Origin of the sequence: Myxococcus eversor, assembly GCF_010894455.1 — a bacterium.
Taxonomy (GTDB): domain Bacteria; phylum Myxococcota; class Myxococcia; order Myxococcales; family Myxococcaceae; genus Myxococcus; species Myxococcus eversor.
Genome location: NZ_JAAIXY010000007.1, coordinates 291,475 through 312,365 on the forward strand (window position 1 = coordinate 291,475; position 20,891 = coordinate 312,365).

The window sequence follows — 20,891 nt, forward strand, 5'->3', positions numbered from 1 at the left end:
CGAAGCTACTTGGCCAGCTCGGCCACGAAGGCCGCGGCGAGCTTGGAGAACTTGAGCGCGTGATTGGCCGTGCCACCGGACTTGGCGATGGTGTCACCCGTCGTGTGGATGTAGGGATTGCCCTGGCTGACGACCGCCTCATGCGGGATGGAGGCCGCGAAGCCCGCGTTCGTCCACGACGCGTGGTCCGAGCACGCGTAGCCGCACGTGGTGTTCACGTGGGAGATGGTCGTGCTGAAGTACGTGGCGATGAGGTTGCGCAGGAACGTGTTCTGCGCGGAGTTGGTGTAGTCGGTGACGATGCCCACGTCGGCCGACGTGCCCCGGTAGTTGGTCATGTCCAGTTGGAGCACGCCCACCACGTTGATGCCGTTGTTCTTGTGGTACGCGGCGATCTCCTTGGAGCCGCGCAGGCCGACTTCCTCGGCCGCGTAGCCCATGAACTTCACCGTGCGCTGGGGCCGGTAGTTGCAGGCCACCGCCGCCCGGATGACCTCCGTGAAGGAGGCGATGCCGGAGGCGTTGTCATCCGCGCCGGGCGCCGTGCTGCCGGAGGAGGTCGAGTCCAGGTGGCCACCCACCACGACGACTTCGTTGGGCAGCGTGGTGCCCCGGATGGTGAGGATGACGGAGGGCTGCGCCCAGGCGGCGTGCGTGAAGAGCTCCGTGGTGATGTCCGTGCGGCCGGAGGCCAGCGTCGCCCAGCGGCTGCGCAGCCAGTTCGCCGCGCTCACGCCCGTGGTCGACGTGTAGTAGCGCGTGGTGTACGCGGCCAGCGAGTTGATGGTGCTGCGGACGTTCGCCTCCGTCACCGCGTTGGCCATGCAGTTGACGGCGGCGGCGTTGTCGATGGTGTAGGTGATGAGCTCCTGCGAGGGCACCAGGGGCTCGGGGACCAGCGACTGCTCCGCCTCGTCACGGCTCTCGAACGTCACGAAGCCCGCACAGCGGTTGAACTGGTCGTGCATGATTTCGGCGATGCGCGACAGCTGCGACTCGCGCACCGGAATCACCACCACGTCCTCCTTCGACATCGAGGGCGCGGGGGCCTTCCAGCCTTCGCGCACGAAGGCCTCGGAGAGGGGGGCCAGGGCATCCGAGCCCAGCGAAATCCACAGCTCTTTGTCCTCGGCTTCGGCGAAGGCCGCGGTGGGGCTCAGCAATAACAGGGCAAACGGAATCAACCGCTTCATGGCAGCGCTCCTCGGTGGAATGGATGGTGCGTCGCGGATCACCGCGGGCGGCCGCATCTCGCGGCCTCCGCGTGTGGTCCCCAGGACGCGCGCAATGCCAGCCCGCGCGCATCGACGGAGACGGACCGGCACTTTCCGCTTTTCCAGTGAATCCCCGCAACTGATACCGCCCTCCGGGACGAGAAATAAGTGTCCACGGGGCAACAGCGTCAGTCTGTCCGGTTGCGTCACCCTCCTGAACCCACAGGAGCCCCTACCGGGGCGGCGGCCCTCAGCCCCCCGAATGCCCGGCCAGGGCGGCCAGGCCCGGGCGGACGGCGTCGGTGGCGGACTCACCCTCGGCGAGGCTCGCCTCGGTGCGCACCATGGGCAGGCCGTGAGGCTGGGCGCGAAGGAAGGCCATCAACTTCTCGCGCACCAGGCACCGCAAGTCGAAGGCCTTGCCGGAGTCCGCCGCGCTCACCAGCGCGCGCAGCTTCATGGTCCGCTCGGAGAGGTCCGTCACCTGCAGCCCCTGCACCTTGCCGTCCCAGAGGCCGTTGGACTCCTGCTCCAACACGCGCTTGAGCTCCGCGCGCACCGAGGGCACGTCGGTGCGGAAGTCCACGTACAGCTCCGCGGTGCCCAGGATTTCGGGCGACACCTTGCTCCAGTTCTGGAAGGGCTTCTCCAGGAAGTGGCCCATGGGAATCACCAGCCGGCGCAGGTCCCACACCTTGATGACGACGTAGGTGAGCGTGATTTCCTCCACCCACCCCCACTCGTTCTCCACGATGACGGTGTCGCCGATGCGGATGGGCTGGGTGATGGAGAGCTGGATGCCGGCGAGCAGCGTGGAGATGGACTTCTGCGCCGCGAGGCCGATGAAGAGGCCGGCGATGCCCGCGGAGGCCAGCAGCGACACGCCCACGTTGCGCACCGCCTCGAACTGGAGCAGCAGCAGCGACGCGACGATGAGCACCACCGCCACTTCAATCACGCGCCGCAGCACCGACAGCTGCGTGCGCAGCCCGCGCGCGCGGGCCACGTTGCCCCCCTTCTCCTCGCGCACCACCGTCTGCTCCACGAAGCCCGCGGCCAGCTTCACGAAGCGCAAGAGGAACCAGCCCACCGCGGCCAGTCCCACCGAGCGGGCCACCAGCTCCACGCCGAGCTTCGCCACCGGCGGCAGCTTCAGCGCCCACAGTCCGGAGGCCACCAGCACGACGAAGAGCAGGTAGCGCACCGGCCCTCGCGCGGACGCCGCGAGCTGGTCATCCCAGCCGGACTTCGTCATGGACGTGGCCCGGTCCACCAACCGCAGCACCATCCACTCCACACCCCGCCCCAAGAGCCACGCCCCGGCCACCAGCACGCCCAACCCCGCCCACTGCCACAGCTCCAATCCACCCCAGGAGCCCTCCGGCACCGGCACGGGCAACGGTGGCGCGGTCCCCGCCGCCGCCTCTGTGGGCGCGGCGGACAGCAACGACAGCAGGGTGCTTGAACGAACCATGGCTCGGACCTCTCGTGGCGGGACGCGTGCGAGCGGGAGCGCACCGGACGGTGTGCCCTCGCGGATGCCTCCACCCTCGGGTGAAAGTTTGAGGTCAAACCTACTAGCGGTATGCGCCGGTTCGGTCCAGCAACTTCTCCGGGCCTGGGTGCCCCACGGCCCACGGGGCACGAAGCGCGACGGCGAGCGAGCTACGGCTTGCCCGTCGGCGCGGGGGGCGTGGGCTTGGGGAGCCGAGAGATGTGGCTCGCGGCAATCCGCCAACGCCCTTCCCGCTTGATGAGCGTGTCGGTGAAGCGGAAGTCCGCCTCGAAGGTCGAGCCGCCGGAGACGCCCTTGACGGAGGTGATGCCAATCACCACCGCGGTGTCGCCGTAGAAGCGGACCTTCATGTCGTGGTTGCGGAAGACCTCGTAGCGAGGCTCCTTCGCGCGGACCTCGGCCAGGGTGGCGGCGCGGTCCGTCACGTTCCCCGCCGAGTCCATCTGGGTGAAGCCGTCCGCGAGGAAGCCCTCCAGGAAGGCGCCGTCACTCTTCCGGAAGGCCTCACATGCGGCCTGGAGTCCATCCAGCACCGCCTTCTCCTCCCCACTCGGAGAGGCCGCGACGGAGGGAGAGGACAGCGCGAGAACCACGAGCGTGAGCATCGACTTGAGCATGGAGGGCCCTCCTGGGAAGGCCCCTGGCGTACAGGGGATGGCTCCTGCTGTCGAACCGTCGTTGCGCCGTGAAGTCCAGGCGTCGCTCAGTCGTCGCTCGAGGCCCGCTGACGCAGCACGAGCAGCCTGGGCTCGGTCATGTCCTCGATGGCGTACTTCACGCCCTCGCGTCCCAGCCCGGAGCCCTTCACGCCCCCGTAGGGCATGGTGTCGACGCGGAAGCTCGGCACGTCACCCACCACCACACCGCCGACCTCCAGTTCGTCCCACGCCCGCATCGCGCGCGACAAATCGTTGGTGAAGAGGCCGGCCTGCAAGCCGTAGCGGCCCTCGTTCACCATGCGAAGGGCCTCGGTGAAGGACGTGAAGGGCTGGAGCAACACCACGGGCCCGAAGGCCTCCTCCGCGCAGAGCGGCTCGTCGGCGGGCACGTTCTCCACCACCGTGGCCTCCAGCATCGCGCCCTTTCGGCCACCGCCCGTGAGCACACGAGCCCCCCGCGCCACCGCGCCCTGAATCCAGCCTTCGAGCCGCCGTGCCGCGGTCTCGTCAATCATGGGACCGAGCGTCGTCGCCTCGTCCCGGGGATTGCCCGCGCGCAGTGCCCGGGCCCGCGTGACGAGCCGCTCCTTGAGCGCGTCGTAGTGCGACACGTGCACGAGCACGCGCTGCACGGAGATGCAGCTCTGCCCCGATTGGAAGAAGGCCCCGTGCGCCACCCGGTCGGCGATGACGTCCAACGAGGCGCCGGGCTCGCGGTCCACCACGCAGGCCGCATTGCCGCCCAGCTCCAGCACCACCTTCTTGCGTCCGGCGCGGGCCTTGAGGTCCCAGCCCACCTTCTCCGAGCCGGTGAACGACAGGAGCTTGAGCCGCTCGTCCTCGATGAGCGGGCCGATGTCCGCGAGCGAGGGGGTGATGACGGAGAAGGCGCCTTCGGGCAGGGCCGTCTCCGCGAGCACCTCCGCGAGCAGCATCGCGCTCACGGGCGTGCGGTCCGACGGCTTGAGGATGAAGGGGCACCCCGCGGCGATGGCGGGAGCGACCTTGTGGGCCACGAGGTTGAGCGGGAAGTTGAAGGGAGTGATGAGGGACACGGGCCCCACCGGCACGCGACGGGTGAAGCCCCGGTAGCCCTCCGCGCGCGGCGACACTTCCAGGTCCATCACCTCGCCACCACCGCGCACCGCCTCCTCGGCCGCGGCCTTGAAGGTCTCGATGAGGCGCGTGACTTCTCCCCGGGCGTCGCGCAGGGGCTTGCCCGCCTCGATGCAGAGCACCTGGGCCAGCTCCTCCGCGCGCTCCTGGAAGCGGCGCACGCAGTGCTCCAGCACGGCCTGACGCGCGTGGGCTGGCAGCTTGCGCATGGGCTCGGCGGCGCGCACCGCCGACGCGATGGCCTCCTCCACGGCGGCGGCGTCCGCGAGCGCGACGCGCGTCACCACCTCCCCGGAGAACTTGTCGACGACGGGAAGGGCCGCGTTGGGTTGGCGGGGCCGGTTCGCCAGATAGTACGGGTAGCGTTCAGCCAACATGGAGCACCTCGATGTCCTTGTCCCCGACGCCGAGCGCGCGGGTGTTGTCCGAGTAGTCGATGGGCAGGTCGATGACATGCACGCCGCCCGCCTCGAGGCTGCGCGCCAGCGTGGCGCCGAACTCCGACGCGCTCGTGGGCCGGTGGCCCTTGGCGCCGTAGGCCTCCGCGTAGCGGACGAAGTCGGGGTTGCCCAGGGCCATGCCGAAGTCCGGCAGGCCCATCTCCCCCTGCTTCCAGCGAATCATTCCGTAACCATCGTCGCGCACGACGATGACGACCAGGTCCAGGCCCAGGCGCACCGCCGTCTCCAGTTCCTGCGAGTTCATCATGAACCCACCGTCTCCGCAGACGGCGACCACCTTGCGACGAGGATTCACGAGCTTGGCGGCAATCGCGGACGGCAGCCCCGCGCCCATCGTCGCCAGCGCGTTGTCGAGCAGCAGCGTGTTGGGCCGCCGCGTGCGGTAGTAGCGGGCGAACCACAGCTTGTACATGCCGTTGTCCAGGCAGACGATTCCGTCATCCGGCAGCGCGCGGCGCACCTCGGCCACCAGCCGCGCGGGGTAGATGGGGAAGCGGTCATCCGCGAAGCCCTTCGCGAGCTGCGCCTCCAGTCCGGCCCGAGCCTTCTCGAACGGCGCGAAGTCCCAGTTCGTGCGCGAGCCCAGCCCCTCGGCGATGCGCCACACGGCGTTGGCGATGTCGCCCGTCACCTCCAGCTTCGGGAAGTAGACCGGGTCGACCTCCGCCGAGGAGAAGTTGAGGTGAACGACGGCGCGGCGGCTGTCGCGCATGACGAAGGGCGGCTTCTCGATGACGTCATGGCCCACGTTGATGATGCAGTCGGAGGCTTCAATCGCGCGGTGGACGAAGTCGCCGTCGGACAGCGCGGCGGTGCCCATCCACAGCGGGTGGGACTCGTCGACGACGCCCTTGCCCATTTGAGTGCTGGAGAAGGGAATGCCCACCCGGTCCACGAGGACGCGGAGCATCTCCGACGTGAGCTTCCGGTTGGCGCCCGCGCCAATCATCAACAAGGGACGCTTCGCGGAGGCGATGGTCTCCACGGCCTGGGCGATGGAGCTCTCGTCCGCCACGGGCCGTCGCCAGGCGCTGGGGGCCAGGAGCGAGGCCTCGGTGGAGTCACGCGCCACGTCCTCGGGCAACTCCAGATGCGTGGCGCCGGGCCGCTCCTCTTCGGCGCGTCGGAAGGCCTCGCGCACCGCCGACGGGATGTGCTCCGCGGAGACGAGCGTGCGCGTCTGCTTGGTGAGCGGGCGCATCATCCCCACCACGTCGACAATCTGGAAGTGGCCCTGCTTGCTCGCCTTGATGGGCTTCTGCCCGGTGAGCATCACCATCGGCATGGCGCCGAGCTGCGCGTACGCGGCGGGTGTGACGAGGTTGGTGGCGCCCGGCCCCAGCGTCGCCAGGCACACGCCCGCGCGGCCCGTCAGCCGCCCCCACGTCGCCGCCATGAAGCCGGCCGCCTGCTCATGTCGGGTGACGACCAGGCGCAGGCCGGAGGCGCGCATCGACTCCAGCAGGTCCAGGTTCTCCTCTCCGGGGAGTCCGAAGACGCAGCGCACGCCCTCCGCTTCGAGTGCTTTGACGAACAGGTCCGAGGCCTTCATCGCAGTCCTTCCTTCCGTGACAAGGGAGGTTCTACGAGCCAGGGTCGATTCGTACATTCGTTTGTTCACATGGAGTCGATAGGTGTCATCTATGATGGCCCCATGGAGCTCCGGCACCTGCGCTACTTCACCGCCGTCGCCGACACGCTGCACTTCGGCCGTGCCGCGCGGCGGGTCCATGTCTCCCAGCCCACGCTGTCGCAGCAGATCCGCCAGCTCGAGGAGGAGCTGGCCACGCCGCTCTTCGAGCGCGCGCGGACCGGAGTGCGGCTGACACAGGCCGGGGAGTTGTTTCGCACCTACGCCTCGCGGGCCTTGGAGGACGTGGATGCGGGGCGGATGGCGGTGGGCGCGCTGCGGGGGTTGGCGACAGGCGCGCTGCGCGTGGGTTATCCGCCGAGCATGCGGGGCCTCGTGGTGCCGGCGCTGGCCTCGGTGCTGCGTCGCCACCCGGGGCTTGTGTTGAGCGCGGAGGAGGCGGTGGTGCGGCGGCTGGAGCGGCGCCTGGCGGATGGAAGGCTGGACGTGGGGCTGGGGTATTCGCCGGCCCGCTCGCCGGACCTGGACACCGAGCCGGTGTTCGACAGCCGGCTCGCGCTCGTGGTGTCGCGAGGGCATGCGCTCGCGTCGGCGGAGTCGGTGGGGGCGCGTCAGCTCGCGAGCGAGCCGTTCGCCCTGCTCTCTCCAGGGCTGCGCGTGCGCTCGCGCGTGGATGCGTACTTCGCGACGCTGCGACTGTCTCCGCGCATCGCGCTCGAATCGAACGCGGTCGCCACGGTGCTGGCCATCGTCCGCGCGGGCCTGGCCGTCACGGTGCTCCCCGAGCCCCGGCTCGCGGACGTGGAGCGACTGGTGGTGAAGCGACTGGCGCCCGCGCCCCGCTCGGAGCTGGCCGCCCTCCTCTGGCGCAAGGGCGCGCCCCGCGCTCCCGCCGCCGAGCTGTTCGCCTCCGAGGTCCACACTCGCGCGAAAGAAACCGGCGACTGAGTGGAGCCACTTCAACGCACAACCAGATGGTTGACTGTCACGATGCCATCGCTATGCTCAACGAAACGGTTGAACGTCGTCCGGATGTCCCGTGGCGACGCACTCCATTCCCGAGGGAACGATGCGAATCCCCTTCTGCAGTCTGTTCGTCGATGACCAGGAAAAGGCGCTCAAGTTCTACACGGAGAAGGTGGGCTTCGTGGAGAAGGTGAACGTCCCGGCGGGGGGGGCGCGGTGGATAACGGTGGTCTCCGCCGAGGACCCCGAAGGCACCCAGCTCGTCCTGGAGCCGAACCAGCATCCAGCGGCGGCGACGTACCAGAAGGCGCTCGTCGCCGACGGCATTCCCGCCACGGCGCTCATGTCCTCGGACATCCAGAAGGACTATGAGCGCATGAGCGCGCTGGGCGTGGTGTTCCGGCAGAAGCCCATCCAGATGGGGCCCGTCATGGGAGCCATCTTCGAAGACACCTGTGGAAACCTCATCATGCTCAACCAGGTCTGAGACAGGGCTCCGGGGGCGCACGTCGCGCCCCCGAGAAGGCCAGGCCATGGCAGCATCGCGACGATGAAGCGAATCGTCGTCCCTCTCTTGTTGCTCGGCACCGCTTGCCACGCTCCATCCACGAGGCCGCGTGTCTATGCTGCCACGTCCATGGAGGAGTTCATGAACGTAGGGGACCCAGAGGGACCTCTCGACAAGGACTCGATACGGCGAACCATCCATCTGAATCGCGGGCAGATCGTGACCTGCTACCGGCATCACCAGGTCGACCTCCCTGCGACGGGGGGCAAGGTCGTCATCCGCTTCGTCATCGCGACGAACGGCACGGTGTCGGAAGCAAGGGTCGCGACGACGACGACCCTCCATGATCCAGCACTGGAGGCGTGCATCGTCGACAGCATGATGACGTGGAGGTTCCCCAAGCCGACGGAGACGCCTCAAGTCGTCGTCACTTATCCCTACATCTTCAAGCCAGAGTCACCGACAAAGCAGTGACCTTGACCGGCCCTGGTCAGTCCTGGATTTGTCTATTCCCGTCAGCTCTACTCCGACAGGCAACGAGTCAACCTGTGGAGGAACCCATGGCCAAGCAGCTTCTGACCTCTCTCGCTGTCGCGTCCATCTTCCTGACTTCCAGCCCGGCCAGCGCAAGCTATCGGGAGGCCGCTTACGTGACGACGCTCTACAGCGACGCCACCTACACGACAGTGGTCGGGCACATCTATCCCGATTGCGGGCTGCGCTACATCCAGTACCACCTCGTGGGCACCTACTCCTACTTCGGCACCGACGAGTTCGTCGGGTATTGCACCGAGAATGGCTGGGAGCCGCTCTGAGAGCGGGGGCATCCGGGCGCCAGATGAAATTGAATGAACACGGCGCCCGCCCATCGGTGGAATTGCCCCCATGCCCCGAGGCGAAGCTCCTGATGCTCATGCTCCCTGTCGCCGCGCCGAACCACCGCGCGCTCACCACCGTTCTCGCCGCAACCCTCCTGAGTGCATGTGCCAGTGGACGCAGTGCGGCACGGGATGAGAGCGCGGAACGCATCGAGACGGCGATAGGAGTCCCCGCCCTCGAGGAGCCCTTCCCGGACGGCCTCCCCTTCTATGCCGAGAGTCCGCCCATGAGCGACGCGCTGGCGCTGAACGAGGCAGAGGTGGAAGAGGAAGAAGAGGCCGAGGAGCCGCCTCCCTCGGAGTTCATCGGCAAGGGCCATCCGCGCGGGAGCATGTGCACGCCAGCGAGCGATATTGGAACGTCAAGGGACTTCGGGAACCCAGCGTGCACCGTGATGCCTACCATCCGGTACATCTACGGCCCCGGGGCCTATCAGGGCCCGCGGCCGTGACGCGCGCTCCGGAGGCTCGCGAACGGCCTCCGGAGTTTCTCGTGGCGATTGGGCCGGCAGCGCATGTCTTTCGCCGCGGGAGACACGCTCAACGACCGTGATGTGGCTCGGAGTGTGGAGCGGGTGATGAGTGCGGAGCGGACTCTGGGCGAGGAGCAGGCTCCGAGTGTGGAACCGGCTCCGGGCGTGGCGCGGGCTCCGAGTGTGGAACTGGCTCTGGACGTTGCGCGGGCTCCGAGTGTGGAACCGGCTCCGCATGTGGCGCGGGTTCTGGACGTGGCGCGGGCTCCGCATGTGGCGCGGGTTCTGGACGTGGCGCGGGCTCCGCGTGCGGCATGGGCTCTGGGCGAGGCGCGGGCTCCGCGCGTGGCGCGGGCTGGTAGCCATCGGGCTTCGGCGCGTTATGCGTGGGAGTCTCGGGCCTCGGCGCGTTATGCGCAGGAGCCTCGGGCCTCGGCGCGGCATGCGGGGGTGAACCGGGCCTGGGCGGGGGCTGTTGTGGGCGCGGCATCGCCGAGCTCCCTCCCCTCGGTGTCTGCGGACCGCTGCGCGCCCGAGGCGGATGAGCCGTGGGAGGCGGCGCTATCCTCGACCGAGGCACGGCTCGCCCCGTCGTCTGCGCGACCCTGTTCGGCGCCGGGCCTCGGTTCCACTCGCCGACACGAGCCGGCACGCGCTCACCCACTCCCTGGGTCCGCCGGAGCAGCACTGGCACGCGCGAGCGGGGAACCACGAACTGGCCCACATGGGGACGCACGAAGTCGTTCACCCCCACGAAGTTCCACGACAAGCCGAGGTTGATGTCGATACCTGGAGGACCCAGCGGCTGCCAGCCGACGAAGCCGTCCCCCCAGCGCCAGTCCACCCAGGAGGGTGCCCATTCATTGTCGGGCCACCACACCCAGTCGTTGGCCGCACTGAGGAACCAACGGCCATAGTGGAACGGCGCCCAGCCCCAGTTCCAATTCGTCTCGAACGTCCATCCCCAGTCGCTGTAGGTCCACTGGCCGCCGGTGGCGTAGGGAACGAAGTCGGAACCGACGATGGTCGGATTGGGGCGCCAGACCCAGCCGACGTCCGGGAGCTGTACCCATGTCCCGTAAGGCGACAGCGCGTCGTAGAACGTCGAGACGGAGTTCGTGGAGCTCGCGGTGACTTGCGGCCCGTAGGCGTCCTGGGCGCTCGCGCCGCCGAGAGGTACCAGGAGGGCGCTCGCGCCCACGCCTCCCATGCGCAGCCATCGCCAGGTTCGATGCCAGGACCTCATGTCTCCTCCTTCGGGGATGGAGGTACTGCCTCCTCGAAGGGTGAGGCTTCTCTCTCCAGAAGGGAGTGCCTCGTGCCGGCGCCGACAAGCCCTGGTTGCCTGTCGGCTTGCGTCACGCCATGGCCTCCAGGACGGGGCGTGCGCCGCGGCCAGGCCGCATTGGGCTCGCCGGCATGGAAAGCATGAAATTCATGTTAATATCGAATTTCGGCGCTCAGACTGAAGATGTCAGACGAGCGCTGTCGCGCCTTGCGCGGAAAGGCACCCATGTTCAAGCAACTCGGCAGTGTGCTGTGGATGGCGTCGCTTCTGGTGGGCTGTGGCAACCTGGAGCCGAAGCTGGAGGACGAGGCGTCCTTCGAGGCGTCGTCGGAGCAGGGCATCTGTGGCCTGGGCTGTCCGTCCGGTCAGTACCCCACGCGGTATTACTGCAACCTCGCGTGCAGTGCGACGTGCTTCTCCCCCAACGCGACGGACTGCTCGGCCGTACCGTCCTGTGGAAACATCTCGACGTGTGGCATTGGCTGTCCGACGGGGTACTCGTCCAACGGGACGTACTGTGACCTCAACTGCGGCTCGACGTGCTTCTCCAACAACGCGACGCGATGCGTGAAGACGTGCCCTCCCAATCCCTGCCCGGGCCTGCCGACGGGGAGCGTGGTGGACATGGGCTCCTCCGGAGGACTGCGCTACTTCGAGATGTACTACTCCTCCTTCACCAGCGGGAACCCGAGCATCGGGACGGCGAGCTTCAATTCGCTGAGCTGCGTCAACGGCTTCACCGTCGGGCAGATCTACTGCGACGGCTCGCCGGTGTCGGCCACCGTGACGTTCTCCAACACGCAGCAGATCAACATCACCATCCCCACGTCGGGTGTGGCGCGAAACTGCGTGGCCTACAGTTCCAGCACGAACACGCAGTACATCCGGTTCGACTTCGTCGCGCCCGCGAACTGAGCAGGGAGCCACGAGCCGGGGCGGGAGGTGCACCCTGCCCCGGCTGCGCCGTGCCTCCAGCGAAGCGCTTGGGCCCGGGGCCATCAATGATTCCCACCCGCCTCCGGTGCCTCGCGCACGGAACCCAGGGCCAGCGACAGCCAGCGCGCGCGACTGGCGTGTCCCGTCCTCCCTGGAGGGCCCCGTGTGGAAGCGGGGCCCTCGGAGATGCGTTGCTACGGGATGACGGCGAAGGGGACCACCACGAGATTGTTCGTCTCGTCCGTCTCGGCGACCCCGTTGTACTGGTCGACGGACAGGATGAGGTTGTAGCTGCCTGCGTCCAGCGTCGTGGGCAGCGTCACCGTCTGGGACACCGTATAGCTGGCCATCGGAGCCAGCGACGAGGTGCGATAGAAGGCCGTGAGGAGTGTGTCCCCCGAGCAGCACGTGGCGTCCGTGGAGAGGTACACGAAGTCAAAGGTGGACTCGGGCGCGCCGGTGTCCGCCGAGCTGTTGGTGACAGTCCACGACAGGGGGATGGACGTCCCTGCCCGGGCCGAGGCCGGTGCCGTCAGGCCGCCCGGGACGAGTTCGCTGGTTGTGAGGGTGATGGGCAGTGCGGTCCACCCGTTGTTCGTCTCGTCCGATTCGTAGAGCTGCTCGTAGAAGTCGCTCCGCAAAAGCAGGTAGTAGGTGCCCGCGGGAACGCCCGGCAGGCGCGCGGTCGTCGTCGCGGTGTAGCTGGCACCCGGGGCCAGGGAGCTGTTGCGCCCCTGGCTCGTCACTTCCTTGTCCCCGCTCCCATAGGTCGCATCCGTGGACAGGTAGACATGGTCATACCAGCCCGGTATCGCGGAGCCCGCGCCCGCGTTCGTGACGGTCCAGCTCAAGGGCACCATGCTCTGGCCCCCCGCGGCCGTGGGCGCCGTGAAGGCGGTGGGCTTCAGGTCGGGGTTCGTCACCGTGAGCGGAACAGCGCTCCAGGCGTTGTTCGCGTCGTCCTTCTCCCCCATGACGCCGGTGTTGTCGGCCCGGAAGAGCAGGTACCAGTCGCCGGCCGGCACCCCGGGCAGCGCGGCGGACTTCGTGGTGGTGTAGCTGGCGCCAGGGGCCAGCGTCGTGACGTGGGGCTCTTCAAACAGCAGCTTGTCGTCGTGGCTGTAGTACCTGTCCTGGGACAGGTAGACGCCGTCCCGCCACGTCGCCGGCGCGGGCTGCGTGCCCCCGTTAGTGACGGTCCACGTGAAGGACAGCGACTGCCGGGTCACCGCCGCCGTGGGCGCACTGAAGGCCGTGGGCGCCAGATCCGGGGCGAGGCTCGTGTCCGGCGCCCGCACGCAAACCACGCGCCCCTGGGCCGTCTTCGCTTTGTACAGGTTGCCGCCCGAGGACAGGTCGACGCCCATGGCATCGGTCGTCCAAAACAAACCGGTGGTCGCGCTCCAGAAGGACTCCGACGTCTTGAAGGCGAAGTACGCCGTCGCCAGGGTGCTGCCACTCACTGCTCCCAGCTCGGTGTCCGTAGGCAGCCGCCAGTCGCTGAAGCCGCCTTCGACCAGGTCGTGGCAGTAGTTCTCCGTCGAGATGTCCGGCCTGTCCGGCACCATTCCCTCGGTGTAGTCATTCAGGCGGGCGCCATCCGCGGCATCCGGCTGCGCGTTGCCCGCCAGCTCCGAGCCCCAGACGGCGGCGTTCCAGCTCTTCGACGCCACGGAGGCCTTGCTCCAGACCAGGCCGCTGGGGCGTGTGTCCATGCACCCCCCGCTCGCGGACACGAAGGTCTGCCCGCCATCCACGGGGATGCGGCAGGTGTGTTCGGGAGGGGGCGGCGCGCTGCGCACGCACACGGCCAGGTACTGGCCGGTGGCCTTGGAGGCGTAGTCACACGCACCGGACTGGAGGTTGCACACCACGGCGATGGTGGAGGTCACGCTCGTCGCGGTCCACGCATTGGCCGTGGAATAGGGGAAGTATGCGCCTGCCTTGGACGCGCTCGCGACGGTGAGCAGTTCATCCTCCGCGGGCAGCCGCCAGTCGCTGAAGCCTCCCTGGATGAGGTCATGGCAGAAGGCCGCAGGCGCGCTGTCCGCCCCCTCGGTGACGGGGTAGCCGCCCGGGTAGTCATTGAGCCGGCCGTAGTCACTGGCATCGGGAGCGGGACTTCCCGCGAGCGCCGAGTCCCACATGGCGTCGTTCCAGTTCATCGTGCTCGGGATGACGGCGAAGACGAGGCCGCTGCCGATGTCCTCACAGCCTCCGTTGGCCGACCGCATGAGCGGAGCGTCCGTTCCATACACGGGGCGGCAGCTGTAGCTCAGCGCCGGATCGGGCGGTGCGCCGGGCGCCGGGAGGTCAATGGCGATCTCCGCGCCCGCGAGCGGCAGCTTCAGCGCTCCCGAGCCCACCTCCATCCGCGGCGAGATGGGGACCGTAACCCCGGTCGCGTAGACCTTCACATCCCGGCTCGTCAGGACGTACGAAGTCGTCTCCGGCGCCATGCCCGGCGACGCGTGGAACTGGAGCGTGACTCCCTTCAGCCTCAGCTCGCGGAGCGAGACCTCGGAGCCGTCGTAGTGGGCCGGCTTCAGGCGCAGCGACCGGATGTCCTTCAGGTCGCGGTTCGTCAGCCAGCCGGTGAGCGGTGCCGTGGCAGTGGTTCCATACGCGCCGGACAGCTCCACCCAGTGATAACCCAGCGAGTGGACCTTGCCCTGCACGTCCGTGGCCGACACGTCCACGCGCACACGCCCGTGCGTGCTGCCGGCGGTGACGGCGGCCTCGAGGTCGAACCGGACGCTGTCGACGGAGCGCGCCACGGGCACGCCGGAGCCCTCGGTGACGGTCACCTGCGTGGTGGTTTCCCCCACCAGTCCGGATGTGTTGATGACCCGGGCCGTCACCGTGTACGTGCCCGCGATCTCATACGTGTGCGGCCACGCGTGGGTTGCCGGGTTGGACACGATGTAGAGCCGACCTTCCACGCGCCCGTCGCCCCAGTCGAGCTGCACCACGTAGTTCCCCGCGGCGTTGTGGCTTTCGTCCGGGTCGGTGATGCCGGGGAACAAGGAGACGGTGGCGCCCGCCACGCTCGTCGTCGCCGTGAGCGACGGCGCCGAGCACATGGCGACTCCGCCCACCCAGCCCACGCGGCAGTCCGGCTGGGTCTCTCCCTCAAGGGGGGCGGCGAGGAGCCGGTAGTGCGCCGGATCCGCGCGCTGGAGCATCCGCACGCCGAACTCTCCCACGCACGCTTCCAGCGTGGCATCCGGGTCCGGAACGTTGGCGAGGTACGCCGCCTTCTCCGTCTCGGTCCAGGTCCGCGAGGCGATGGCGTTCCACCGACCATACAGGTTTGGAATGCCGGAGAACACGCGCTGGACGGCGAGCGTCACCAGCCCGCGCAGGTAGCGCGCGTCCGGGTCGTTGTCATTGGCGTGGTACTCGTCGCTCAACGTGTAGCCGGCGGGAAACTCGTCGGGCTTCGCGTAGGGCGCGGACTGCAGGAAGACCTGCTGGTGGGCGCAAGCCCCGACAAAGCTGACGTAGTCGACGAAGTCATCGGGGGCCTGCTGGAAGAGCGAGTTGCCACCCTGCTCGACGGCGCTCGACAGCATCACGCCGAGCTGGTTGCCATGCCAGGGGGCGGCCTCCGGGTTCGGGGAAACCGGGCTCCCGCACTGGGGGAGGTAGTCGCAGACGCAGCCCATGGCACCGGGACTGGGGGGAAGGCACGGACCATAGGATTTCGCGAATGGGGCAGAGGAGTTGCCCTCGCAGTTGATAGGCCTCTCCGTATTGAAGGCTGAATGGCAGTACAGCTCGGTCAAGGGATTGTACTTGCAGCACTTCAACGTAGGTTCACCATTGCAGATCTTCTCGAAGGGAAGGCCCGGGTCGAAGAGCAGAATGTTGCTGTAGCTCCAGCTGAGCAACATGCAGCTGCCCTTCCAGATGATGTCCTTGTGGGAGCAGCCAGGCTCATTGAACCCACCGTCGCTGCACTTGTTGGCCTCCTTGACGAACATGGCCACGTCCCTGGCCCTTTCCATCCAGTCCATGACTTCGTGAGGCCAGGGCAGACTGCCCTCATCGGACGCGTCCAGGTCGGCGTACCCCGGCCCGGAGCGGCCGCCGAGCCCGGCCCTGGCCGTAGTGGCCGGAGCCGCTGGAGCCTCGGTGTCGGGGGCGGGCATGTCCGTGGTCGGCTGGCAGCCCAGGGCGCTCAGCAGGACGAGGACTGTCAGCGGGATATTTCGTTGGAGTTGTTGGAAGGGGGGCATGGGAGCCCCCATTTCTAGCGCACGGAATCACCCCGAGTGAGACCCGTTTGGCCTCCTCCCCCTGGCTTTCCTCGTGAGCCGGCAGGCGCTTCCTGTAGGGGCAAGTGACTGTCGATTCTGCGACAGTCGCCAGCGCGCGCGTGCTCTGACCGGGAGATGCTTGGTGGGTCATAGCCAAACCTCGCCCGGGACTTCGGCACGGCGAATCGCCAGCGAATCCTGAGCCGCTGGCAGTCTGTCAGGCCCAACGAACCTCATTCGTCGCGACGCTATCCATGACCACTCCCCACCCTGCCCCCATGTCTGTTCTGAGCGACGCCCAGGTCCAGCGATTCATCGAGGAAGGCTTTGTCCGACTCGATGACGCCTTTCCCGGACAGGTCGCGGACGCCGCGCGCGACATCCTCTGGCGCGACACGGGCTGCTCCCCGGATGACCCGGCCACCTGGACCCGTCCCGTCATCCGGCTCGGCGAATATGTCCAGGAGCCCTTCCGACAAGCGGCCAACACCCCACGATTGAGAGCCGCGTACGACCAGCTCGTCGGCCCTGGTCGCTGGGCTCCTCGGATGAGCCTGGGCTCGTTTCCCGTCCGCTTCCCCAGCACCGAGAACCCCGGTGACGATGGCTGGCATGTCGACACCAGCTTCCCTCCCCCAGATGGAGGCACCGGCTCCTTCTTCGAGTGGCGCGCCAATGTCGCCTCACAAGGCCGCGCGCTCCTCATGCTGTTCCTGTTCTCCGACGTCGGAGAGCAGGACGCGCCCACGCGCATCCGCATCGGCTCCCACCGGCACATCGCGAGGCTCCTCGCACCGGAAGGCACGAAGGGACTGAGCTTCATGGAGCTCGCCCAGAAGCTCGAAGGAACCACCACCTGTCCTGAAGCGCTGGCCAGTGGTGACGCGGGAACCGTCTACCTGTGCCATCCCTTCATCGTGCACGCCGCGCAGCCCCACCGCGGCACCCGGCCACGCTTCATGGCCCAGCCGCCGTTGTTCCCCTCCGGGCCCATGACGCTCGACGGCCACGCGGGTGACGACTTCCCCATCACTCAAGCGATTCGCCGCGCACTCAGCGAAGCCCCGTCGCGCTGACGAAGTCCGCCATCGACTCGACTTCGGAGAGCACGGACGCACGTCTCGCGGCGTTCGAACAGGGAGCGTGGAGCGACCCCCCGCGGGTCGGCTCCACGCTCCCCTCGAATCCCAACCGCAACGCTCAGCCCGCCCCGGACCCGCGCGTGGGGTGTGAGGAAACAAGGCGCGCTCCGGGGTGCATCTCCCTGGAGACACAGCCCGCGAAAAGGTGGCGCATTTCTCGCGAGCGAATCTCCTCCCGCGTCACAACCCCCTGGTTTCCCAGCGCTTCCGCCCCGAATCCTCCGGAGAAATCACGAGGGCGTCGCGTCCTTCATCACGCTGCGGATGCTCAAGTCCAACTGACTCTGCAGCACCCGAAGCAAGCTGCTGAGCCCCTGCGAGTCCTCCCCCAGGCGGGCAGCCAGACGCTGGCGCACATCATCGCGCAGTTGCTCCCGGGCCTGGGCCAGCCACCGCTTCACCGTGGAGCGGTCCACCTGGTACGCGCGGGCAATCTGCGCCGTCCCCAATCCTTCCACCAGATGCAGGCGCAAGAGCGTGCGCGCCCGAGGCTCCAGCGCCCTGAGCGCCTCCTGGAATACCGCCGCGAAGTCCTCGCGGTAGTGCTCCTGGATGAACCGCCGGTCCGCGTCCACCTCCTGCACGCTCGTTTCCACGAGCTTGGAGTCATCCAAGTCGAACGAAATCTTTCGCTCCCGCATCAGGTTGAGCGCGGTGCGCAGCGCGGCGACACGCAGCCATGCCAGCAGTGCGCCCTGTCCCTCGTAATCCACGATGCGCGGGGCTCGCTCGCCGCTGGGGAGAAAAAGCTTCACGCGCAGCACCTGAAGCGCCTCGTCCGCCACCGAGACGTCCAGCCCCCGGTGCAGCAGCGCCTTGCGGAGCTGCGGGGTATAGCGCGCCTCGAACTCCGCGAGAGCCTGTGTGTCGCCGCGCGCACAGGCTCGCGCGAAAGCCACATCGTCTTCATGGTCGGCGCCATTCATCGTCATGACCGCCCCCGTCGGTTATCGTCGCCGGCGAAATGGAATGCCTCGAGACGCGACGACTCTTCGCCTTCGCACAGGGTGAACTGGACGCCGAAGCGACGCGCCAGGTGGAACAGCATCTTGATTCCTGCGCCTCCTGTCGAGCACTCGTGGCGGAGGCGGCTCGCGCGGAGGACGGGGAGGCGAGCCCGGAGTCCCGACCTTCGCCCTCGCCCACGGGCGTGGTGCTGTCGTGGCTCGAACGAGGCGCCCTGATGGGTCGCTATGTCGTGCTCGAGCGCATTGGCGCGGGAGGCATGGGCGTCGTCCACGCGGCGTACGACCCGGAGCTGGACCGCCGCGTCGCGCTCAAGCTGATTCGCATCGACTCGACGACTCCCGCGCACCTGGAGCGCGCGCAGGCCCGGCTGCTGCGCGAGGCCCAGGCCACCGCGCGCGTCATCCACCCCAACGTCATCACCATCCATGACGCGGGCCGCTTCGGCGAGCATGTCTTCCTCGCCATGGAGTTGGTGGACGGCACCACGCTGCGCGCGCACATCCGCTCGCGCAAGGGGCGCGGCGACTGGCGCGAGACGCTGAGCCTGTTCATGCAGGCCGGACGCGGCCTCGCCGCCGCCCATGCGCAGGGACTGGTCCACCGCGACTTCAAGCCGGACAACGCGCTCGTCGGCAAGGACGGCCGTGTGCGCATCACCGACTTCGGGCTGGCGCGCATCGTCGAGGGCGTCGACGACACGCCCACCCCGCCGGGCCCCACCGTGCCCGCGCCCCTGCGCTCGGAGTGGCACACGCGCTCCGACATGGTGCTGGGGACGCCGGCGTATATGTCTCCCGAGCAGAAGCGCGGCGAGCCCTCGGACGCGCGCAGCGACCAGTACAGCTTCTGCGTCGCGCTCCATGAGGCGCTCTACGGCCAGCGGCCCTTCGTCACGCAGGCGGTGGCGAAGCCCGCGCCAGACGCGCCCCGAGCCGCGCCAGGCCCGCGCCCGCCGCAAGGCTCGAACGTTCCCGCCTGGGTGCATCAGGTGATTCTCCGCGGCCTGTCCGCCGCGCCCGACGCACGCCACGAGTCCATGGAGGCGCTGCTGCGCGGGCTCTCCCGCGCTCCGGGGGAGACATGGCGTCGCGCCGTCTTCGCCGCGAGCGCGGGGCTGTTGCTCCTGGCGGGAGGCGCGGCCCTGCACCGCTCCACCTCCGGAGACCCGTGCGCGGGCAGTGAGCAGGCGCTCATCGGAGTCTGGGACCCCGCGCGCAAGGACGCGGTGCGCGCGGTCTTCACCGGCAGCGCCCTGCCCTATGCCGCCGGTGCCTGGAGCGAGGTGCAACACACGCTGGATGGCTATGCGGGAAGCTGGGTGGCGGAGAGCCACGAGGCCTGCATCGCCACGCGCGTGAAGGGCCAGCAGACGGAGCGCCTGCTCGAGCGCCGCGTCATCTGCATGGACCAGCGACTCAAGGATTTGGGCGCCGTCGTGGACACGCTGGCGACCGGCGACAAACAGGTCATCCAGAACGCGTCACGCATGGTGCACGGCCTGGAGAACCTGTCGGTCTGCGCGAACCTCTCCGCGCTCGCCGCGCCGGAGCCGCCGCCCACCGATGAGGCGAGCCAGAAACACATGGAGGCCATCCGGACGCAGCGCGCGCAGGTCCGCGCGAAGCTCACCGCCGGGCAGGTGGCCCTCGCGCTCAAGCTCGCGACCGAGGTGGCCCGCGAGGCCCACGCGCTGGGCTACGGCCCCCTGGAGGCCGAGGTGTTGGATTTGCTCGCGGAGTCCCAGGGAAAGAACCTGGCCCACCGCGAAGGCATCAAGACGTTGCACCTGGCCATCCAGGTGGCCACCGCGAGCCGACATGACCGACAGGCCGCCGAGTCGTGGGCGGGCATGATTCGCCTGCTCAGCCTGGTGGGCCCGGAGGTGGACCCTGACGGGATGGCCCCCGCCCATGCGGAAGCGGCGCTCAGGCGTCTCGGAGGCGATGCGCGCATCGAGGCGAGGTACTTCCGGAACCTCGCCAGCCTGCACCGCGTCCGGGGCCGAAGGGAGGAGGCCCTGGCCGCGAGTGAGCGGGCGGTGGAGCTGGCCCGGAAGCTCTACACGGGGAACGACCCGGAGCTGGGCACGGCGCTGCTCACCATGGGCCATGCCCTCTACGAGTTCCAGCGACACTCGGAGGGCTTGCGCTACCTGCTCGAGGCGGAGGCCGTCTATCGGAGGACCTATGGCCCCGAGCATCCCTATCTGGCCACCGTCTTGAGCAACCTGGCGGTCTTCAGCGTGCGGCTCGGCGACCACGAGAGCGCGCTGAAGTACGGACGTGAGTCCCTGAAAATCAATGCGCGCGTCTACGGAGAGGAGAGCGAGCCGACGGCCAGCGTGTACTTCAACCTGGGGGGCTTCCTGATGGAAGCGGGCCGCCCGGAGGAGAGCATCCAGCACTACGAGAAGGCCGTGCGCATCCGCGACAAGGTGCAAGGGACAGAGCACGCGGACCTCGTCGTACCCCTGTCGAAGATGGGAGAGGTGCAGGCCTCCGTGGGGCGCTTCGACGAAGCGCTGAAGACACACCAGCGAGCCCTCGCCATCGCGGAGAAGACCTCCGGGCCCGACAGCGCCTTCGTGGCGAGGGATTTGAAGTGCCTTGGCGAAGACTACCTGGGACTCCAGCAGCCCCGGAAGGCGCTCCCCCTCCTGGAGCGAGCGGTCCTCCTCTTCGAGCGGCTGACCGCCGAGAAGGACCGGGACCATCAGTCCGATGCGCGCTTCGCGCTCGCACGAGCACTGGTGAGCACCTCCGGAGACCGCAAGCGGGCAGTGCGGCTGGCCACCGCCGCGCAGGCCTACAACCAGGGCGACCTCAAGTCCCGTGAGAACGAGTTCAAGACCGTCTCACAGTGGCTGGCGACCCACGGAGCGCCCGGCTCCCACTGAAGCGCTGGGGAAGACA

Annotated in this window: 16 protein-coding genes and 1 pseudogene; 9 read left to right on the plus strand and 8 right to left on the minus strand. The window is 68.4% G+C overall.

Going from position 1 to position 20,891, the window contains the following annotated elements; translation table 11 throughout:
- Positions 1 to 5: 5 nt before the first annotated feature.
- The 5 genes from G4D83_RS16610 to G4D83_RS16630 all read right to left on the minus strand — a co-directional run bounded on the left by G4D83_RS16610 (position 6) and on the right by G4D83_RS16630 (position 6,518).
- Positions 6 to 1,193, minus strand: a complete 1,188-nt coding sequence (locus tag G4D83_RS16610; protein WP_163865729.1) for a M20/M25/M40 family metallo-hydrolase — start codon at positions 1,191 to 1,193, stop codon at positions 6 to 8.
- Positions 1,194 to 1,464: 271 nt separating this feature from the next.
- On the minus strand, positions 1,465 to 2,688 hold the full coding sequence (locus G4D83_RS16615) for a mechanosensitive ion channel family protein (RefSeq protein WP_163865730.1): 1,224 nt from the start codon (positions 2,686 to 2,688) through the stop codon (positions 1,465 to 1,467).
- A gap of 191 nt (positions 2,689 to 2,879) precedes the next feature.
- Positions 2,880 to 3,347: a nuclear transport factor 2 family protein gene (locus tag G4D83_RS16620; RefSeq protein WP_163865731.1), complete on the minus strand. Its 468-nt coding sequence runs from the start codon at positions 3,345 to 3,347 to the stop codon at positions 2,880 to 2,882.
- Positions 3,348 to 3,433: 86 nt separating this feature from the next.
- Positions 3,434 to 4,882, minus strand: a complete 1,449-nt coding sequence (locus G4D83_RS16625; protein WP_163865732.1) for an aldehyde dehydrogenase family protein — start codon at positions 4,880 to 4,882, stop codon at positions 3,434 to 3,436.
- On the minus strand, positions 4,872 to 6,518 hold the full coding sequence (locus G4D83_RS16630; RefSeq protein WP_163865733.1) for an acetolactate synthase large subunit: 1,647 nt from the start codon (positions 6,516 to 6,518) through the stop codon (positions 4,872 to 4,874). Before G4D83_RS16630 ends, G4D83_RS16625 begins: the two co-directional genes overlap by 11 nt.
- 102 nt (positions 6,519 to 6,620) lie before the next feature.
- On the opposite strand from G4D83_RS16630, the gene G4D83_RS16635 reads away from it, so the two are divergent.
- The 5 genes from G4D83_RS16635 (at position 6,621) to G4D83_RS45545 (ending at position 9,361) form a co-directional block, all read left to right on the plus strand.
- Complete coding sequence (locus G4D83_RS16635; RefSeq protein ID WP_163865734.1) at positions 6,621 to 7,505, plus strand: LysR substrate-binding domain-containing protein; 885 nt, start codon at positions 6,621 to 6,623, stop codon at positions 7,503 to 7,505.
- A 121-nt stretch (positions 7,506 to 7,626) separates the two neighbouring features.
- On the plus strand, positions 7,627 to 8,010 hold the full coding sequence (locus G4D83_RS16640; protein ID WP_163865735.1) for a VOC family protein: 384 nt from the start codon (positions 7,627 to 7,629) through the stop codon (positions 8,008 to 8,010).
- Positions 8,011 to 8,172: 162 nt separating this feature from the next.
- The gene (locus G4D83_RS16645) at positions 8,173 to 8,505 is read left to right on the plus strand and encodes an AgmX/PglI C-terminal domain-containing protein (RefSeq protein WP_163865736.1); all 333 of its coding nucleotides are present in this window, start codon (positions 8,173 to 8,175) and stop codon (positions 8,503 to 8,505) included.
- Between the two features lie 86 nt (positions 8,506 to 8,591).
- A complete protein-coding gene (locus tag G4D83_RS16650; RefSeq protein ID WP_163865737.1) occupies positions 8,592 to 8,846 on the plus strand; it encodes a hypothetical protein in 255 nt (84 codons plus the stop codon).
- 290 nt (positions 8,847 to 9,136) lie between these two features.
- Complete coding sequence (locus G4D83_RS45545) at positions 9,137 to 9,361, plus strand: hypothetical protein (RefSeq protein ID WP_205522646.1); 225 nt, start codon at positions 9,137 to 9,139, stop codon at positions 9,359 to 9,361.
- Between the two features lie 88 nt (positions 9,362 to 9,449).
- Here the strand turns inward: G4D83_RS45545 and G4D83_RS47090 are convergent, their stop codons facing one another.
- Complete coding sequence (locus G4D83_RS47090; RefSeq protein ID WP_338041921.1) at positions 9,450 to 10,628, minus strand: DUF6600 domain-containing protein; 1,179 nt, start codon at positions 10,626 to 10,628, stop codon at positions 9,450 to 9,452.
- Positions 10,629 to 10,895: 267 nt separating this feature from the next.
- On the opposite strand from G4D83_RS47090, the gene G4D83_RS16660 reads away from it, so the two are divergent.
- Positions 10,896 to 11,585 carry a hypothetical protein gene (locus G4D83_RS16660; protein WP_163865739.1) on the plus strand — a complete coding sequence of 230 codons (690 nt, stop codon included), beginning with the start codon at positions 10,896 to 10,898 and terminating at the stop codon, positions 11,583 to 11,585.
- A 215-nt stretch (positions 11,586 to 11,800) separates the two neighbouring features.
- On the opposite strand, the gene G4D83_RS16665 is transcribed toward G4D83_RS16660, so the two are convergent.
- The gene (locus G4D83_RS16665; protein ID WP_240356376.1) at positions 11,801 to 15,592 is read right to left on the minus strand and encodes a CARDB domain-containing protein; all 3,792 of its coding nucleotides are present in this window, start codon (positions 15,590 to 15,592) and stop codon (positions 11,801 to 11,803) included.
- A 554-nt stretch (positions 15,593 to 16,146) separates the two neighbouring features.
- Between G4D83_RS16665 and G4D83_RS16670 the strand changes: the two genes are divergently transcribed.
- Complete coding sequence (locus tag G4D83_RS16670; protein WP_163865741.1) at positions 16,147 to 16,944, plus strand: phytanoyl-CoA dioxygenase family protein; 798 nt, start codon at positions 16,147 to 16,149, stop codon at positions 16,942 to 16,944.
- A gap of 296 nt (positions 16,945 to 17,240) precedes the next feature.
- Here the strand turns inward: G4D83_RS16670 and G4D83_RS16675 are convergent, their stop codons facing one another.
- Complete coding sequence (locus G4D83_RS16675) at positions 17,241 to 17,942, minus strand: sigma-70 family RNA polymerase sigma factor (protein ID WP_163865742.1); 702 nt, start codon at positions 17,940 to 17,942, stop codon at positions 17,241 to 17,243.
- 32 nt (positions 17,943 to 17,974) lie between these two features.
- Here G4D83_RS16675 and G4D83_RS47220 point away from each other — a divergent pair.
- A pseudogene (locus tag G4D83_RS47220) lies at positions 17,975 to 18,070 on the plus strand (zf-HC2 domain-containing protein); the annotation flags it as partial.
- 18 nt (positions 18,071 to 18,088) lie between these two features.
- Complete coding sequence (locus G4D83_RS16680; protein ID WP_240356364.1) at positions 18,089 to 20,875, plus strand: serine/threonine-protein kinase; 2,787 nt, start codon at positions 18,089 to 18,091, stop codon at positions 20,873 to 20,875.
- Positions 20,876 to 20,891: the final 16 nt, after the last annotated feature.

Bases quoted from the DNA above. Each gene is read 5' to 3' on its own strand.
- G4D83_RS16625 (WP_163865732.1), bottom strand. From the start codon at position 4,882: ATGTTGGCTGAACGCTACCCGTACTATCTGGCGAACCGGCCCCGCCAA.
- G4D83_RS45545 (WP_205522646.1), top strand. From the start codon at position 9,137: ATGAGCGACGCGCTGGCGCTGAACGAGGCAGAGGTGGAAGAGGAAGAA.
- G4D83_RS16660 (WP_163865739.1), top strand. From the start codon at position 10,896: ATGTTCAAGCAACTCGGCAGTGTGCTGTGGATGGCGTCGCTTCTGGTG.
- G4D83_RS47090 (WP_338041921.1), bottom strand. From the start codon at position 10,628: ATGAGGTCCTGGCATCGAACCTGGCGATGGCTGCGCATGGGAGGCGTG.
- G4D83_RS16610 (WP_163865729.1), bottom strand. From the start codon at position 1,193: ATGAAGCGGTTGATTCCGTTTGCCCTGTTATTGCTGAGCCCCACCGCG.
- G4D83_RS16620 (WP_163865731.1), bottom strand. From the start codon at position 3,347: ATGCTCAAGTCGATGCTCACGCTCGTGGTTCTCGCGCTGTCCTCTCCC.
- G4D83_RS16645 (WP_163865736.1), top strand. From the start codon at position 8,173: ATGAACGTAGGGGACCCAGAGGGACCTCTCGACAAGGACTCGATACGG.
- G4D83_RS16650 (WP_163865737.1), top strand. From the start codon at position 8,592: ATGGCCAAGCAGCTTCTGACCTCTCTCGCTGTCGCGTCCATCTTCCTG.
- G4D83_RS16615 (WP_163865730.1), bottom strand. From the start codon at position 2,688: ATGGTTCGTTCAAGCACCCTGCTGTCGTTGCTGTCCGCCGCGCCCACA.
- G4D83_RS16635 (WP_163865734.1), top strand. From the start codon at position 6,621: ATGGAGCTCCGGCACCTGCGCTACTTCACCGCCGTCGCCGACACGCTG.
- G4D83_RS16670 (WP_163865741.1), top strand. From the start codon at position 16,147: ATGTCTGTTCTGAGCGACGCCCAGGTCCAGCGATTCATCGAGGAAGGC.
- G4D83_RS16675 (WP_163865742.1), bottom strand. From the start codon at position 17,942: ATGACGATGAATGGCGCCGACCATGAAGACGATGTGGCTTTCGCGCGA.
- G4D83_RS16665 (WP_240356376.1), bottom strand. From the start codon at position 15,592: ATGTTCGTCAAGGAGGCCAACAAGTGCAGCGACGGTGGGTTCAATGAG.
- G4D83_RS16630 (WP_163865733.1), bottom strand. From the start codon at position 6,518: ATGAAGGCCTCGGACCTGTTCGTCAAAGCACTCGAAGCGGAGGGCGTG.
- G4D83_RS16640 (WP_163865735.1), top strand. From the start codon at position 7,627: ATGCGAATCCCCTTCTGCAGTCTGTTCGTCGATGACCAGGAAAAGGCG.